This window comes from Paenibacillus sp. FSL R5-0887 (genome assembly GCF_038002305.1).
GTDB lineage: Bacteria > Bacillota > Bacilli > Paenibacillales > Paenibacillaceae > Paenibacillus_AQ > Paenibacillus_AQ odorifer.
Genome location: NZ_JBBOCE010000001.1, coordinates 378,065 through 393,222 on the forward strand (window position 1 = coordinate 378,065; position 15,158 = coordinate 393,222).

14 protein-coding genes are annotated in these 15,158 nt (G+C 45.2%); 9 read left to right on the top strand and 5 right to left on the bottom strand.

Annotated features, from left to right (window positions below):
* Position 1: 1 nt before the first annotated feature.
* The 4 genes from MKY14_RS01695 to MKY14_RS01710 all read left to right on the top strand — a co-directional run bounded on the left by MKY14_RS01695 (position 2) and on the right by MKY14_RS01710 (position 3,064).
* Positions 2-427 (top strand): DinB family protein, encoded by a 426-nt coding sequence (locus MKY14_RS01695; RefSeq protein WP_340393970.1) that lies wholly within the window; start codon positions 2-4, stop codon positions 425-427.
* A 175-nt stretch (positions 428-602) separates the two neighbouring features.
* On the top strand, positions 603-1,010 hold the full coding sequence (locus tag MKY14_RS01700) for a MerR family transcriptional regulator (RefSeq protein ID WP_051491619.1): 408 nt from the start codon (positions 603-605) through the stop codon (positions 1,008-1,010).
* A gap of 68 nt (positions 1,011-1,078) precedes the next feature.
* On the top strand, positions 1,079-2,008 hold the full coding sequence (locus tag MKY14_RS01705; RefSeq protein ID WP_340393972.1) for an alpha/beta hydrolase: 930 nt from the start codon (positions 1,079-1,081) through the stop codon (positions 2,006-2,008).
* A 465-nt stretch (positions 2,009-2,473) separates the two neighbouring features.
* Positions 2,474-3,064, top strand: a complete 591-nt coding sequence (locus tag MKY14_RS01710; protein WP_076186459.1) for a TetR family transcriptional regulator — start codon at positions 2,474-2,476, stop codon at positions 3,062-3,064.
* A 24-nt stretch (positions 3,065-3,088) separates the two neighbouring features.
* Here the strand turns inward: MKY14_RS01710 and MKY14_RS01715 are convergent, their stop codons facing one another.
* Positions 3,089-3,868, bottom strand: a complete 780-nt coding sequence (locus tag MKY14_RS01715; RefSeq protein WP_340975625.1) for a hypothetical protein — start codon at positions 3,866-3,868, stop codon at positions 3,089-3,091.
* Positions 3,869-3,953: 85 nt separating this feature from the next.
* On the opposite strand from MKY14_RS01715, the gene MKY14_RS01720 reads away from it, so the two are divergent.
* The 3 genes from MKY14_RS01720 to MKY14_RS01730 all read left to right on the top strand — a co-directional run bounded on the left by MKY14_RS01720 (position 3,954) and on the right by MKY14_RS01730 (position 6,832).
* Positions 3,954-4,697: an SDR family oxidoreductase gene (locus tag MKY14_RS01720; RefSeq protein ID WP_340975626.1), complete on the top strand. Its 744-nt coding sequence runs from the start codon at positions 3,954-3,956 to the stop codon at positions 4,695-4,697.
* Positions 4,698-4,780: 83 nt separating this feature from the next.
* Entirely contained in the window at positions 4,781-5,866 is a 1,086-nt protein-coding gene (locus MKY14_RS01725; RefSeq protein WP_339190509.1) for a glycerol dehydrogenase, read from the top strand.
* Positions 5,867-5,971: 105 nt separating this feature from the next.
* The gene (locus MKY14_RS01730) at positions 5,972-6,832 is read left to right on the top strand and encodes a divergent polysaccharide deacetylase family protein (RefSeq protein ID WP_248549234.1); all 861 of its coding nucleotides are present in this window, start codon (positions 5,972-5,974) and stop codon (positions 6,830-6,832) included.
* Here the strand turns inward: MKY14_RS01730 and MKY14_RS01735 are convergent.
* Entirely contained in the window at positions 6,819-7,571 is a 753-nt protein-coding gene (locus MKY14_RS01735; RefSeq protein WP_248549233.1) for an N-acetylmuramoyl-L-alanine amidase, read from the bottom strand. The two genes, MKY14_RS01730 and MKY14_RS01735, sit on opposite strands and share 14 nt — an antisense overlap.
* 183 nt (positions 7,572-7,754) lie before the next feature.
* On the opposite strand from MKY14_RS01735, the gene MKY14_RS01740 reads away from it, so the two are divergent.
* Entirely contained in the window at positions 7,755-7,943 is a 189-nt protein-coding gene (locus tag MKY14_RS01740) for a YqzE family protein (protein ID WP_036689445.1), read from the top strand.
* A 68-nt stretch (positions 7,944-8,011) separates the two neighbouring features.
* On the opposite strand, the gene MKY14_RS01745 is transcribed toward MKY14_RS01740, so the two are convergent.
* The 3 genes from MKY14_RS01745 to MKY14_RS01755 form a co-directional block, all read right to left on the bottom strand.
* On the bottom strand, positions 8,012-9,034 hold the full coding sequence (locus MKY14_RS01745) for a hypothetical protein (protein ID WP_340975628.1): 1,023 nt from the start codon (positions 9,032-9,034) through the stop codon (positions 8,012-8,014).
* Positions 9,035-9,190: 156 nt separating this feature from the next.
* Positions 9,191-10,255 carry a YqhG family protein gene (locus MKY14_RS01750; protein ID WP_076306290.1) on the bottom strand — a complete coding sequence of 355 codons (1,065 nt, stop codon included), beginning with the start codon at positions 10,253-10,255 and terminating at the stop codon, positions 9,191-9,193.
* Positions 10,252-11,997: a DEAD/DEAH box helicase gene (locus MKY14_RS01755; RefSeq protein ID WP_076129985.1), complete on the bottom strand. Its 1,746-nt coding sequence runs from the start codon at positions 11,995-11,997 to the stop codon at positions 10,252-10,254. Before MKY14_RS01755 ends, MKY14_RS01750 begins: the two co-directional genes overlap by 4 nt.
* Positions 11,998-12,383: 386 nt before the next feature.
* Between MKY14_RS01755 and MKY14_RS01760 the strand changes: the two genes are divergently transcribed.
* Entirely contained in the window at positions 12,384-15,020 is a 2,637-nt protein-coding gene (locus tag MKY14_RS01760) for an adenosylcobalamin-dependent ribonucleoside-diphosphate reductase (protein ID WP_076306289.1), read from the top strand.
* The last annotated feature ends 138 nt before the right edge of the window (positions 15,021-15,158 follow it).

The following is a 15,158-nucleotide window of genomic DNA, read 5'->3' on the forward strand; positions in this document are numbered from 1 at the left end:
TATGACTTTCACTTTAGTGTTGCCAATCTGGCAAGCGGTGCAAACGCGATTTCATAAAATGGTGAAGGCTTTGCCGGAAGAAGATCTTAACCTTAAGCTAGGGAACTCTACGATTGGGGGATTAATTCAGCATAATGCGGAGGTTGAGTTTATGTTCGCAGAGTGGTTTTTTGGAAGACCTAATCCTCAAGGCGACAAGGCGGCATATTCTACATTAAGTGAACTCGTTGATCTGCTGACTGTTTCCAATGAGAATCTAACTGCTGCGATGCAGGAGCTTCCGGAAGAAGCGTGGAATGTGAGTGTGGAGTCGGCTTTTGGCACATCTACACCGCTTGAAGCGATAGGCAGACTTATGTATCATACAGGCATTCATGCCGGACAGATTTCGCTCATACAGAAAAATGCAGTTCGAAGTGAAGTATAGTGAATTGGGAAATGATTGATGAGAAAACGGCAGAAATGTCGTTTTTTTTGTGCGTGAATAAGGAGTTTTTAAAAGGGAGTTTGGGTAGTTGTTGACGTTCTTTTGATGTCCTTTTGATGTCCTCTGCAGCCTCTGGATTTGGTATAATGTAGGGGATTCTAAGGGGGCGCTGATTATGACAGAGTACTTGCGAGGCCAAATTGCCAAAATGGCGAATGTGAATATGGAGACGTTAAGGTATTATGAAGAGCTCGGATTAATTAGCACTCCCTTACGTTCGGAAGCTGGTTATCGTCTTTATTCGGATGAGGTGCTTAGCCGCCTTGTTTTTATACATAATGCTAAACTGTGTGGTTTCACTTTAAAGGAAATCAAGAAGGCACTCACTAAATCTGAAAGCAGCGGCATTAGTATTGATGATTTTGTAACTGTTGTGGATAAGAAAATGGATCGAGTTCGTGGCGAAATTGCAAAACAGGAAATAAAACTAACAGCCCTCGCAGATTTGAGGAAAAATTTGTTAGCCACAGATAAACACCCAGGCGTACAGTCCACGCTCGAAATCCTAAAAATGGATTCTTAACTTGACCTTGTAGTCTCCTACAGACTTTACAATCTGAGTTGAAAAGAATTGTAGGAGGGATTTACGAGATGGAAAAGACAAGTACAGAGCAGCTTGCAGCGATCGAAGATTATTTGCGACAAAGCAACCGATGGGATAGCAAGGCTATCGGGCAAATACGGCAGGAGATGGCCGCGACGGCTGCGAACATGCCCAGTCCTACGGATGTTATCGTCGAGCGGGTCATGATTGGACCCTTAAGCGGAGAGTGGATTATTCCTGTGAATTCTGCTCCACCCGCTGATGAAGTGATCCTTTATTTCCACGGTGGGGGTTTTATTTCGGGGACTTGTGAATTTTATCGGGATTTGGTTACACGAATTGCAAAATCTAGTGGCACGAAGATCCTAATCATTGAATATCGCTTGGCACCAGAGTTTACTTATCCGGCTGCTAATGAAGATTGTATAGACGCTTATCTGTGGCTGCTCGCGAATGGATATTCTGCCGGGAATGTCGTGCTTGGAGGGGATTCTGTTGGAGCCAGCCTTGCGCTGATGACGTTGATTACTATACGGGATGCGGGTGGGGAATTGCCGGCGGGTGCTTTTTTAATCTCGCCGCATACAGATCTCGTCCATTTGGATGGTGAATCGTATCTGAGCCGAGCGGAGTTTGATCCAACAGGCAGCTTAAAAGGAAATAACCGAATAATTGAATTTTATCTAGGTGCTCGGACAGAACTAGCTCCTATATTATCTCCTTTAAGGATGGATTTGCAGGGATTACCTGATTTACTTGTTCAAGTAGGTGACCACGAGGTATTGTTAAGCGATGCAACGAGGTTGGCTGAACGAGCACAAGCTGCGGATGTTTATGTAGAACTGGAAATATGGGAGAACATGTGGAGTGTCTTTCACTTTTTAGCTTATATGCTGCCAGAGGCGCAGCAAGCGATTGCGAATGTCGGTAAGTTTGTTAGGACGAGGTTAGATCGGATTGAGCAAAAAAGCAGCTGATATTCCCCGCCTTCTTGAGAGATCAAGGAGGTTTTTGGTGAAATCGTTAGGTTGGCAGAAGGTGGATTGCTAGATGTTGGGCTTCTTCATCGTAACGGACCGTATTGCAGCTATTTGCTCAATTTAGCGTGATTGGCTAACTTTTCGGACTGCATAGCTCTTATTAGCACATTAGAATGCCGAAAAGGTGGGGATTTGGGTGAATAGCCGCATTGGAGTCCGATAGCATGGCGAATTACGGTGATTTTTGAAAATAAGGGCTCCTCAGTCCGAATTCATGTAGTACGGGGGCTACGGAAAATAAGATACTAAACTGGGACCTAAGTTTAATAATTGGGTGCGAGTATATACTGATAATGATTTAACGAATGACAAAGTGGTAATATTGTCAGTTCGTTTTTGGACATAATATGCTATGATAATTACCACCAGAGATAGAGCGAGGGGAAAGCGAGGGGAATACATATGTCGAATGATCTTCCATTATCAAAAGAAAACATTTTGGACGCGGCTGAACAAGTGCTCCGGCGTTTTGGCCCGGACAAGACTTCTGTTGTAGATGTAGCGAAGGTGCTTAAAGTAAGTCATGGTACGTTGTATAGACATTTTTCCAGTAAATCTGCTTTGCGAGAAGCCGTAACCGAAAGATGGTTGCAGTATAATATTTCAGAGCCTTTAAAGAATATTTCAGAGCATTTTGATGGGAATGCCAAAGAGCAGCTCCGATTATGGATGGACACGCTGATTCGTAGTAAACGCACCTATGCTGTGGATGATGCCGAAATGTTTGCTATGTACGCAGCTGTAACTTTAGAAGCGGTGGATATGATTACCCTACACGTAGATCAATTAATTGGGCAAATCGCAGGCATTATTGAAAAAGGCATACAATCCAAAGAGTATAGAGTGGTGGAACCAGTGGTAACGGCTAGAGCAATTTTTAATGCTACTTCGCGGTATCATCATCCAGCACATGCTATAGAGTGGCAGTCGGCTACGATTGATCAGGATTTCGCCTCCGTTTGGGATTTGATTATTTCCGGGATTTCTTTGTAACATCTACTTAAAACCTTCTGAGACTCAGGAGGTTTTTTTGTGTCTTAAAGAGGTATAAATCCCGTGGATTTGATTGAATTGAGCGACTAACGGCGAATGAGAGGTATAAATCCCGTAGATTAGTCTGAATGGAGCGACTAGCAGAAGATGAACGGTATAAATCCCGTAGTTTAGTCTGAATCGAGCGACTAGCGGCGAATGAACGGTATAAATCCCGTAGATTAGGCTGAATCGAGCGACTAGCGGCGAATGAACGGTATAAATCCCGCAGTTTAGTCTGAATTGAGCGACTTGTAGCGAATGAACGGTATAAATCCCGTAGATTTGATTGAATTGAGCGACTAGCGGCGAATGAACGGTATAAATCCCGTAGATTTGATTGAATTGAGCGACTAGCGGCGAATGAACGGTATAAATCCCGTAGATTTGATTGAATTGAGCGGCTAGCGGCAGATGAACGGTATAAATCCCGTTGATTAGTCTGAATTGAGCAACTAGGGGCAAATGAACGGTATAAATCCCGTAGATATGATTGAATTGTGCGAGTTGCTGCGAATGAGCGGTATAAATCCCGTAAATTAGTCTGAATGGAGCGACTAGCGGCAGATGAACGGTATAAATCCCGTAGATTAGTTTGAATTGAGCGACTAGCAGTAAATGAACGGTATAAATCCCGTTGATTAGTCTGAATTGAGCAACTAGGGGCAGATGAACGGTATAAATCCCGTAGATCAGTCTGAATCGAGCGACTAGCGGCAGATAAACGGTATAAATCCCGTGTGCAAAAACGAATCCGAATGACAAATATTAAAAAATGTCACTTGTAATTTGTGATCGATCGATTTATAATCAGACCAACAAGAAGGACAAAGTGATAGGAGGAGTAATTATGAACCAGAATTTAGCTGGAAAAGTAGCATTAGTAACAGGTGCATCGAGAGGCATGGGCCGGGAGATTGCGGAGAACTTGGCACAACAGGGTGCGAAGGTGGTCGTTAACTTTTCGAGTAACCCCGGCAAAGCCGAGGAAGTCGTAACCGGTATTAAACAAAAGGGTGGAGAGGCCGTCGCTATTCGGGCAGACATCAGCCAGGTGGCAGAACTTGAACAACTATTCCAAACCACACTAGAAGCCTATGGACAACTCGACATTCTCGTCAACAACGCCGGGATTATGATTACGAAGCCGATACTAAATATGACGGAAGAAGATTTCGACAAGCAGTTTGCGATAAATGTAAAAGGCACCTTTTTTGCTTGCCAGCAAGCAGCTAAATATATGAATGATAACGGACGGATTATCAATTTTTCAACTTCCGTTACGGGTCAAATGTTCCCGACCTACAGCGTCTATGCAGGAACTAAGGGAGCAGTGGAACAAATCACTCGTCAGCTGGCCAAAGAATTTGGACGAAAAGGAATCACTATCAATGCTGTTTCACCTGGACCTGTGAATACGGAGTTGTTTACCGTAGGGAAATCGGCGGAAGAGATTGTAACCGTGGGGAATATGAATTCCTTTGGACGTTTAGGCGAGCCTGAGGATATCTCAAACATTGTGTTGTTCTTAGCCAGCAAAGAATCACAGTGGGTTACAGGTCAGACGATCCGTGTCAATGGTGGATTTATTTAAGCTGGTGGTTAAAGGGATCTTTTTAATAGCTGAATGTGGTCAATCCTTCTAAAATGAATGTAAATAAAAGGAGGAGTGAAACCATGACGCGGATCATCTGCTCACCGACTAAATATATACAAGGACATGGTGAAATTCGTAAGCTGGGAGATTATTGTTTGCAGCTTGGAGCGACAAGAGCTTATGCCATTATTGATCCTTATATTTTCTCTGTGTACAAAAAAGAGATCACATACAGTTTTGAAATGAACGAAATGCCACTAGTGATGTGTGAATTCAAGGGCGATTGTAGCCGTAATCAGGTTAATGAGTTAGTAACCGCAATTGGCTTGAAGGATACCGAAGTCATTATAGGGATTGGCGGCGGCAAGACCTTAGATACGGCAAAAGCAGTAAGCCACATGAGTAACCTCCCGGTAGTTATTGTACCCACAGTGGCTTCAACGGATGCACCTTGCAGTGCTTTATCAGTGTTGTATACGGATGAGGGAGACTTTGACTGTTATCTTCCATTAAAAAGAAATCCTGATCTGGTTATCGTAGATGTCGATATCATTGCTAAAGCTCCTGCAAGATTACTTGTTGCCGGAATGGGAGACGCTTTGTCCACTTTTTACGAAGCAAGAGCTTGTCGAGAATCTGGGGCAATTACACACGCAGGTGGGACTAGCACAATTGCAGCCCTTTCATTAGCTCGTGCCTGTCTGGATACCCTTCTTGCAGAGGGTGAAACGGCATTAAAAGATGTTAAGCAAGGCATCACCTCTCCTGCGGTGGAACATATCATTGAAGCCAATATTTACTTGAGTGGCATTGGGTTTGAAAGTGGAGGACTTGCTGCGGCGCATGCGATTCATAATGGATTGACGCTGCATGAGGAATGCAGGAATACTCTTCATGGTGAAAAGGTTGCTTTTGCTACGATCGTTCAGCTTGTACTGGAGAAAGCACCATATGAAGAGATTGATCAGGTGATTGGTTTCTGCAAAAAAATCGGTCTTCCCGTTACTCTCAACGATCTTGGAATTACCAGTAAGGATATTGATCCATTGATGATGGTGGCGGAAGCTAGCTGTTCTGAGGATAGCCCCATCTGGAATATGCCCTTTGAAGTTCAAGCTGTGGATGTGCTGGAAGCAATTCTTGCCGCAGACGCGCGGGGACAATAGAAAAAGCCCGATTGTAAATTATTGCGAACCCTCCCCGTACATATTTAACCTTCGTGAACCAAACAATGAGAATAATTGTTTAAGACGAAGGAGGCGTTCCTCTTGATGAAGGACAGTCGAAAGTTTAATCGTTATTTACTAATTTGGATTGCTGTTGCTGCTCTAATGGTTACTTTAATCGCTCCCATGGCACCGTCTGTTTCAGCTGCCGAGTCCAGAGACAACCCTACAAACACACCAAGTGAAGAGAAGACATCTCAACGTAATAAGGTCGTAATTATTATTGACGATTTCGGCAATGGCATGAAAGGGACGGATGAAATGTTTTCGCTGCCAATAAAGCTTACTGTGGCGGTTATGCCCTTTTTGCCTACATCTGTGAAGGACGCCACACGCGCGCATGAACGCGGAGATGATGTTCTGGTCCATTTGCCAATGGAGCCCCGCCAGGGTAATCCTAAATGGCTTGGACCGGGAGCTATACTGGCTAAGATGTCTGATGAAGAAGTGCGTCAAAAGGTGGAAGCCGCGCTCGATAATGTGCCTTATGCTATCGGTATAAACAACCATATGGGCTCTAAGATTACCGGGGACGAACGGATTATGGGTGTGATTTTAGCCGTCTGCAAAGAGCGGGGATTGTTTTTTGTGGACAGTAAGACCAACTACCGTTCTGTTGCTGGCAATATGGCTTATCGAATGGGGCTGCCGCGCGTAGAGAACCATATCTTTTTGGATGATACACACACAGCTAATCATGTGCTGAAACAAATGGGTCTAGTAAATAATCTGGCGAAGGATCAACGATTCTGCGTAACCATTGGTCATGTTGGTGTATATGGAAAAGAAACCGCCGCAGGCATCCGCAGCGGTGTTGAGCAAATAAAAGGTGATGTTGAATTTATAGGCATATCTGATCTCGTTAAAAACGAAATGAAATGGAACTCGAATCCTACACTTCCATAAGATAAGCTACTATGCCGCCAGCAATTGCTTCAGCAATTTCTTGTTGCCCTTTAGGGGTGCACAGCTTTTCGCGATCTGTCGGACTGCTTACAAAACCCGCCTCAACAATTACGGTTGTGGCGGTTATTTTGTTGAGTAAATAAAAAGGTTTACCCGGTCTTGTCTCTGCCTGGATATTATAGAGACTGTTTAATTGTTGCTGAATGGTCTGGGCGAGGATAAAGCTGCGCCCTTCTTGGCGATATAATACAAGCGGACCATGCTTGGATGGTGAAGGTGCCCAGTTAACATGGATGCTGACGACTACAGTAGCTGGTAATGTCTCAGCCAGCTCTTTACGCTGGGCAAGGTCGCGCAGATGCCGGGATTTACTGCGCAGCCAGCGGTTCTCATCGCTTGGGGCGTAATCTCCATTACGATTTAAGGCAACGTCAAATCCATCGCTGCGCAGCAGCAGAAATAATCGGCGTGAGATATCTAATGTAATATCCTTTTCAAGAATGTTCCCGTAGGAAGTTCCTCCGTCGATCCCCCCATGTCCTGCGTCAATTAAGATCATCCGGTGACCGTGGCTTAAGAGATGCTGACGTTCATCATTCACTACGGGTTTGGATGGAGTTGCAGAAGCATATGCACTCCCCATAAACAGCATTAGAAGTCCAACTGTGGTTAAAGTAATACGCAAGCTACATATTGCAGCTGCTGTCTTGGAATAAGCTTTATTTCTCCCATTGTTCAAATGAACTCCTCCTTGCATGTGAATAACCTCGTGCCCTAGATTCTTTGTTAGATTGTGCTTTAATAGGTAAACCTATTCGAACAATTCGAGACAAGAGTTTAGATATATGCTCGGTGGTGCACACTAAGAGCATGGAACGACGCTGGCTATCTTAATTCACTTACAATGTAGGAGGTGTTACAAATGGCTTCCGGCGGCGATGAGCTTGTAAAGTATATCACTGAGAAGGTAGTTGTTTATATCGAGGATCCGCGTGCCATTCATGCTCGTAGAGCGGCTACAAAGCAGCCGTGGTCACAGAAATGGTTCGGTATGCTTCCGCTTGGTTGGTCGATTTGGCGAAGCAAATGGAGCCACAGTGATAAGGATTGAATTTCACAAATAACAAATAACCTTCCAGTGCCTTGTCGAGGGTGGCAGCGGAAGGTTATTTGTTGTGTTTAGTTATAGATATTTTTGTCTGGCAGCTTGTGTAGTGTTCCGATAGCCTGCAAGGAAGTGAGTGGCAAATACCGTCTTCCTTCTGGCCCTGATGCTGCATAAACGGTAGGGATGTTGTTTATTGCTTGTGTTTTATTCGAAGCAGGCAACCAGTTTTGATAACCTGTAATCATAAAAGGGGCCCCTACGATATCATTTCGGCCAGCGGCTTGATAAGCAATACTTTCCTTGGGACGAATTAGTGCGGCGATATTGTCTCCACCTACAGCAATCAGTTTTGGGGAGGTCAACCACATGATATTTTTATAAGGATCATCTGTTCCCCCGCTTTGATAGGCAGAAAGAGGAGACAACTCAGTAGTTAGGTTAGTGATTACATCCGTTTCTGTCTGCTGTCCTTTAAGTACTTCTTCCGCTTTACTAAGCGTCCACGGTAAAACTTGCGGTACGGAAGCATTTATAAAAATCGTCTTATCGTCAATGACGATTTTCCATACGGGTAGAAGTGGTGCATATAAGGCTGTGAGTTTTATTTTTCCTGTATAAGATGAAGGTATAAGTCCTTCCTGCACCAAAAATTGGCGCAGTTCTAATAAACTATAGGGGAGTCCGTAAGTGCCAGCTCCATATTCGCTAAGCATATACCCACCTTGATCCGTAGCGGAAATGATCATGTAGCCGATCCGCTGTTCACCTTTCATAACGTTGACAAGCCAGCTATGAGTACCTGGACCCAGAGGATAATATTCTATTCCTGCGTCCTTCCAGGCTGTAAATGGAGCTTCTGCTGCGAGCTTGTTCAGTGTACTCTTGGCAAATTCCTGGACTGTACCGGGTGAAGGTAAGATATCCATCCGTAGTAAAGGTATTAAATCCTGTGTGACTGAATCAACTACACTTACTCTGGAAGCGGCAAGCGCAGAAGAGGAACCGGAGCTCGTTGCGATGAGTCCGATGCATAGAAGCAGGAGGAAGCAGCTTTGACCTGCAAGAAGCAGCCTCCGCCGTACACTTATTTTCATGGCGTCGTTCACCTTTCTTTGTTATGAAATATCAGAAAGTAAAAGCTTCCTTTTTATTGTAGAGGACAAGCTATAAAAAGGCTGTTGCTTGCTGTCGCGCCGGAAGGCGGAAGTTCTCTTGTTTTTTTGCCTGCTTTTAGCGAGTAGGGTCGCATTCTATAGGCTCCGCAGATGAAACAGTCCATAGGTCACCGCAGAAACTGCGATTTGCGGCTCATATTGCCAAGTGGTCTCTTGTCGACGCCGATTATACTGCTCTTGAGTCGCTAGGCGTTTTTCTTCGTCAGGCTCCTTCAGCAGCTCTCCATAATAGACATCAATGATGTCCAGTTCAACCCTTAGCCGCTCACGTGCCTGTTCTGCCCAAGTGTAGTCCAGTTCGGCTAACTGAGCGGTAAGATGAGTTTCCAATAAGTCGGTAGCGGCTGCTACTGTCATTTCATAAGGCTGGATATGCACATTTTCCGGTAAGCGTGGCATCATCTCTTTTGTGGAAACTTTTGCATTAAAGTCATCAATGATGGTTCCCTTTGTTAGGGAGATGCCAAGATAATGGAGTTCTTCACGTTTCAAATCGCAGCTCATCTCCACTTTATAGCAGACACTAAGCCATGGCTCGTAAGCGGCAGAGAACAGCGTGTTTCGCTGCCTGCTGCCCGGGTCCTCAAATAAGTAAAGGCATTTCCCTTCGTCCCGAGCGGCGTTCCAAATCTGTTGCAATCGCTTGCTTCCGTAAATAATATCCTCTCTGCGGATCATTCCTGGCCCAATTCGTGGGAGTGCCGGCACAATGCCGAAGTAGCGGGCTAGGATACTTTCCTCCGGGTCAGTAGATGGAGCATTCACTGCTTCTGAGCCCGGGGAGGCGGATTCGAGTAAGTCAGCGCTGGCCTCTGCATCGTTTGTTACACCTGTATTTAGGCTTCCGGTGACAACTTGATTCAAAATGCCAGCACTACGATTTGCAATGGGGGTAACCTCTACTGCAGCTTGACTGTCGTATTTTTCCGGATCAAAAACAAAGGTGAAAGAAAGGGTCTCAGGATCTACACCTGTGCGCTCCACGAATCCCCAATAATACGGCCGGTCGGTGAGCATTTTGTCAGCTCTAGGTGATAATTTCACAGTTACGTGAAGGGGCGAAGCCTCAATGATGGAGCATTCAGTGGCTTCAAGATAGTCCATCACATGCTTGCGTACTTCCTGTGCGGTGAGGGTCATGTCGCAGTCCCACTTTCTTTTTTAATACCCTGTGTCAATTCACTGAGGGATTCACCAATATGGTCCAGCTCATGCCGCAATTCTTCGTCGGAGCGGGATTCGAGCATGATTTTGTATAAACTTTTCTCCAGCGATTCCTTCTTTTCAAAACGTTCCAGGATTACATCCAGCCCGCCAATCACCATTTCAAACATATTGATTTTTTCATGCAGCAGATGCAGGATATGTTCTTCAATCGTGCCTTGCGTAGACAAGTTGTAGATCACTACGTCATTTTCTTGCCCTAACCGATGGACACGTCCGATACGTTGCTCCACGCGCATGGGATTCCAGGGCAGATCAAAGTTGATCATATGGTGGCAAAATTGCAGGTTAATTCCTTCACCACCGGCTTCCGTTGCAATCATAACTTGAGCGCGGCCGCGGAAAAGATCCATCATCCAATCTTTTTTCCCACGGTTCATTCCGCCGGAATAAGAGACACACATCAGCCCATGTTCACGGAAATATTGTAGTAAATACTCTTGAGTTGCGCGATATTCCGTGAAAACGATGACCTTTTCATTCATTTCTTGAATGAGGGCTAAGGTTGTTTCAGCTTTAGTGTTTGTTTTAACGGTACGGAGGGTCTGTAGCAGCTCCATCATCCGGTCTCTTTTTGGGGAATCCGCAGGCAGCTTTTTGATCAAATTAACTAAAGTGATAAAGACGGCATCCCGGCTGCTGCACACCTCACGTTGAAGGGTTACCAGAGAAAGCATACTGCTAAGATTGCCGCCGGATTCCTGATACTGGTCTTTGACAAAGGAAGTAACACTGTTATACAAATCTTTTTCTTCTTGGGAGAGAACTAAGGGAATATTACGGACTTTTCGTTTCGTGAAATTAACAGGACCTTCACCACGGCGATTGCGGATCATGACCTTCGAAAGCTCGTCCCGCAGTTGACCTTCATTCTTGGGCTGGCGTTTATCAACCACGAAATTCGAGGCAAAATCGCCCTGATTTCCAAGTTGCCCCGGCTTCAGTATAGTGATCAGATTAAAGAGTTCGCCCAGATCATTCTGAACGGGAGTCGCGGTGAGCAGCAGGCAATATTTTTTGCGTAATTGCTGTACAAATAGATAATTGGTCGATTTTTTATTCTTCAGCTTGTGAGCTTCATCAATGATCAACATATCGTATTCATTTTCCAGCAAGATTTCCTTATGCGGATCTCGTTTGGCGGTATCCATCGATGCGACGACTATGGCGTTGCCCCACGAATAGGCTTTTTTCTGAGCGACAGCAGTGATGCCAAATTTCGCATTCAGCTCACGAACCCATTGCAATACTAGAGAAGCAGGTACGAGAATAAGCACTTTGGAGACAAGACCGCGTACGAGATATTCTTTGAGCACCAGTCCTGCTTCAATGGTCTTGCCCAGTCCAACCTCATCTGCAAGAATCGCGCGGCCTGACATTTCGAACAGAACCTTATGCGCTGTATCCAGCTGATGGGGAAGAGGGGACAAGCCGGATAAATGCTTCATACATTGCAGCTCATCGAAGCTCGTTACTAGACCTGTTTCCTCTCCTTGTACGGCAAGCTTAGATAAACGGTAGTCTCCCCATGGGCCGCCCTTTTCCAATTTGAGCTCCAGATCTTGCAACCAATTCCGGTCAAAAGAAAGAGGAACAGGCAGTATCGGCGCGGGTGTTCCCCCTTGCTGGGGTAGAGAATTACGGAATAATTGCGTCATAATGCAGCCTCCTCAAGCTCGGATTTATATCACCATTCGTAAGAGTAGTATGCTCGTAAACGAGAGAATTCATAACCTCCTATTTTTCACGATAGCCTTTAAAAAAGAGAGCAAGAGCGAGAAAAAGCAGCAACGTTTGCGATAATTCGGCAACTTGACTCTATTTTCGAATAAGACCTTCGATACAATATGTGGTATAGTTTAAAAGCTGACGCACACAATATATTGTGACAAAAGCTTGAAAATGTATTTTTTATAGAGTGCTTAGCTGGTATTTGTTATTGACAAGATGAGCTTCCTACATACACCTGTTAAGCAGTGGAGGATGGTAAGGGAGTTTTTGTTGTGGGCCCATACCTTGGACCGGAAACTAATATCTACTACACATGCGGGAGGTTTTTTTATTGAGTAAAGTGGAACGTAAGCAACGCCTTGAAGGGCTAAGTGAAAAAATATTTTTGGATCGTTATGCTTGGAAGGATGCAGACAGCAACAATGCTAAAGTAGGCGACGTTGTATTGGTGCTGACCAAAGATGATCCGAAGTTTCCAACTAAGGAAGTCGGAGAAATTGTAGAGCGCAGTGGTCGAATCGTAACTGTAAAGACGCGCAGTGGCGAACTTGTGAAATCGGATGTTGAAAAGTTGACCCTTAATATAGAAAAAACTCCTGAGGAAATGTGGGACCGTCTATCCACAGCGATGGCTTCTGTAGAGAAGACATCTGAGCTTCAAGCAGAATGGGCGGGCAAATTCCGTTCAATTCTGGATGATTGGAAGCTTGTGCCGGGTGGACGTATTGCGGCTGGTGCAGGTGCTAGTGAAGAATTAACATTGTTCAACTGTTATGTAATCCCTTCTCCAAAAGACAGCCGTGGCGGCATCATGCAGACATTGTCTGAAATGACGGAGATTATGGCCCGTGGTGGCGGTGTGGGCATTAACCTGTCTTCATTGCGTCCTCGTCGTGCGATTGTTAGAGGGGTTAATGGTTCATCCAGTGGTTCCGTATCTTGGGGCGGTTTGTTTAGTTATACTACGGGGCTTATTGAGCAAGGCGGCAGCCGTCGTGGTGCGCTCATGTTGATGATTAATGACTGGCATCCCGATGTTGAGGACTTCATTACCGTGAAGCAAACGATGGGCCAAGTCACTAATGCTAACCTTTCGGTATGTGTGAGCAATGGTTTTATGAAGGCTGTAAAAGAAGATCTGGACTGGGATCTCGTATTCCCGGATACAACCGATCCTGAATATAACGAAATATGGGATGGCGATCTCGACAAGTGGAAAGCTGCCGGCAAAAACGTTATCCATTATCGCACCGTAAAAGCGCGTGACGTGTGGCGTACGATCATTGAATCGGCATGGAAATCTGCTGAGCCAGGCGTCGTGTTCATGGAATACTATAACCAGATGTCTAACAGCTGGTATTTCAACCCGATTATTTGTACGAATCCTTGTGGAGAGCAAGGCCTGCCAGGCTGGGGAGTCTGCAATCTGTCTGCGGTGAACCTGTCCAAGTTCTACGATGAGAAAAATCATGATGTAGATTGGGAAGATCTTGCGACTACAACCCGTTATTCGGTCCGTTTTCTGGACAATGTAATTGATAAAACACCTTATCATTTCCCGGAAAATGAAGCGAATCAGAAAAAGGAACGCCGCGTGGGTCTCGGAACCATGGGATTGGCGGAGCTGATGATTAAATTGAACATCCGTTACGGCAGCCCGGAATCGTTGGAGTTTCTGGACAAGCTATACGGCTTTATGGCTCGTGAAGCCTACCTTGCTTCGGCAGAAATTGCTGGAGAGAAGGGTTCCTTCCTAGCTTTTGATACTGAGAAATATCTAATGAGCGGCTTTATGAAAAATATAGTCGAAGCGTATCCAGAGGTTGGCGAAGCGATTCGTGAACATGGTATGCGTAACGTTACAGTGATTACACAAGCACCTACAGGTAGTACAGGTACAATGGTAGGTACTTCTACGGGAATTGAGCCTTATTTTGCCTTTAAATATTTCCGTCAAAGTCGTCTTGGCTATGATGAACAGTTTGTTCCAATCGCTCAAGAGTGGCTGGAAGCTCATCCGGGTGAAGAGCTACCGGACTACTTTGTAACTTCGATGGATCTGTCAGCTAAAGATCATATTCGTGCGCAAGCAGCGATCCAACGCTGGGTAGATAGCTCTATTTCCAAAACAGCGAACTGCCCGTCTGACTTTACGGTTGAGGAGACGGCTGAGCTATATGAAATGGCCTTTGATCTAGGATGTAAGGGTGTTACGATCTACCGCGATGGAAGTCGTGACGTTCAAGTTCTGGAAACCACGAAGAAGGAAGACAAAAAAGAAGCCGCTCCGGTTGCGGCAGAGGAAGCTACAACTACTGTAGCAGCAAGTCCAGCGCCTCAAGTGACTACAAAAGAGGCGGATAAACAATACAAAAAACGTCCGCAGGTTCTGCGCGGCGCTACCTATAAAATCAACACACCATTTGGGATGGCATATATTACGATCAATGACCTTGATGGAATACCGGCTGAAATCTTCCTGAATGTAGGTAAAGCGGGTTCTGACGTCTTTGCTATGGCTGAAGCATTAGGCCGTGTCTGCTCCTTGTTCCTCCGTTACGGAGATCATGGTGAGAAAGTGGAGCTGTTGATCAAACATCTGAAAGGCATTGGCGGATCAGGAGCTATCGGCTTCGGCGCAAACCGGGTTGAATCCATTGCTGATGCTGTAGCTAAGGCACTGGAATCACATGTGCTGAACAATGCTCATGATGATCATGTACCCGCTCCGATTGCAGCAACTTTGGAGCTGGAGGATTTCAATGAAGCATTAAATGCGGAGTTGAAATCGAGCGTTCCGTCAGCTACGGAAGATGGACATGGTGGTCATCATGGACATAACCATGCTACGGCTTCCCGTGACCTTTGCCCATCCTGCGGCAGCGCCTCGCTGATTAATATTGAGGGCTGTAAGACTTGTGGCAATTGCGGGTATAGTCGTTGCGGGTAAACGGTAGAGCCAATAGGTGTTTTATGGGAAAACTAGAAATGTGACTATGCATAGCTACTAAAAGCAAGCGATCATCGAGAGGAAGTGTTTATCCTTTTATCTCAATGGATCGCTTGTTTTTTATTATTGATGATGTTC

Coding starts and splice junctions, on each gene's coding strand:
- MKY14_RS01725 (WP_339190509.1), top strand. CDS start 4,781: ATGACGCGGATCATCTGCTCACCGACTAAATATATACAAGGACATGGT.
- MKY14_RS01740 (WP_036689445.1), top strand. CDS start 7,755: ATGGCTTCCGGCGGCGATGAGCTTGTAAAGTATATCACTGAGAAGGTA.
- MKY14_RS01745 (WP_340975628.1), bottom strand. CDS start 9,034: ATGAAAATAAGTGTACGGCGGAGGCTGCTTCTTGCAGGTCAAAGCTGC.
- MKY14_RS01700 (WP_051491619.1), top strand. CDS start 603: ATGACAGAGTACTTGCGAGGCCAAATTGCCAAAATGGCGAATGTGAAT.
- MKY14_RS01760 (WP_076306289.1), top strand. CDS start 12,384: ATGCGGGAGGTTTTTTTATTGAGTAAAGTGGAACGTAAGCAACGCCTT.
- MKY14_RS01750 (WP_076306290.1), bottom strand. CDS start 10,255: ATGACCCTCACCGCACAGGAAGTACGCAAGCATGTGATGGACTATCTT.
- MKY14_RS01710 (WP_076186459.1), top strand. CDS start 2,474: ATGTCGAATGATCTTCCATTATCAAAAGAAAACATTTTGGACGCGGCT.
- MKY14_RS01705 (WP_340393972.1), top strand. CDS start 1,079: ATGGAAAAGACAAGTACAGAGCAGCTTGCAGCGATCGAAGATTATTTG.
- MKY14_RS01730 (WP_248549234.1), top strand. CDS start 5,972: ATGAAGGACAGTCGAAAGTTTAATCGTTATTTACTAATTTGGATTGCT.
- MKY14_RS01755 (WP_076129985.1), bottom strand. CDS start 11,997: ATGACGCAATTATTCCGTAATTCTCTACCCCAGCAAGGGGGAACACCC.
- MKY14_RS01720 (WP_340975626.1), top strand. CDS start 3,954: ATGAACCAGAATTTAGCTGGAAAAGTAGCATTAGTAACAGGTGCATCG.
- MKY14_RS01695 (WP_340393970.1), top strand. CDS start 2: ATGACTTTCACTTTAGTGTTGCCAATCTGGCAAGCGGTGCAAACGCGA.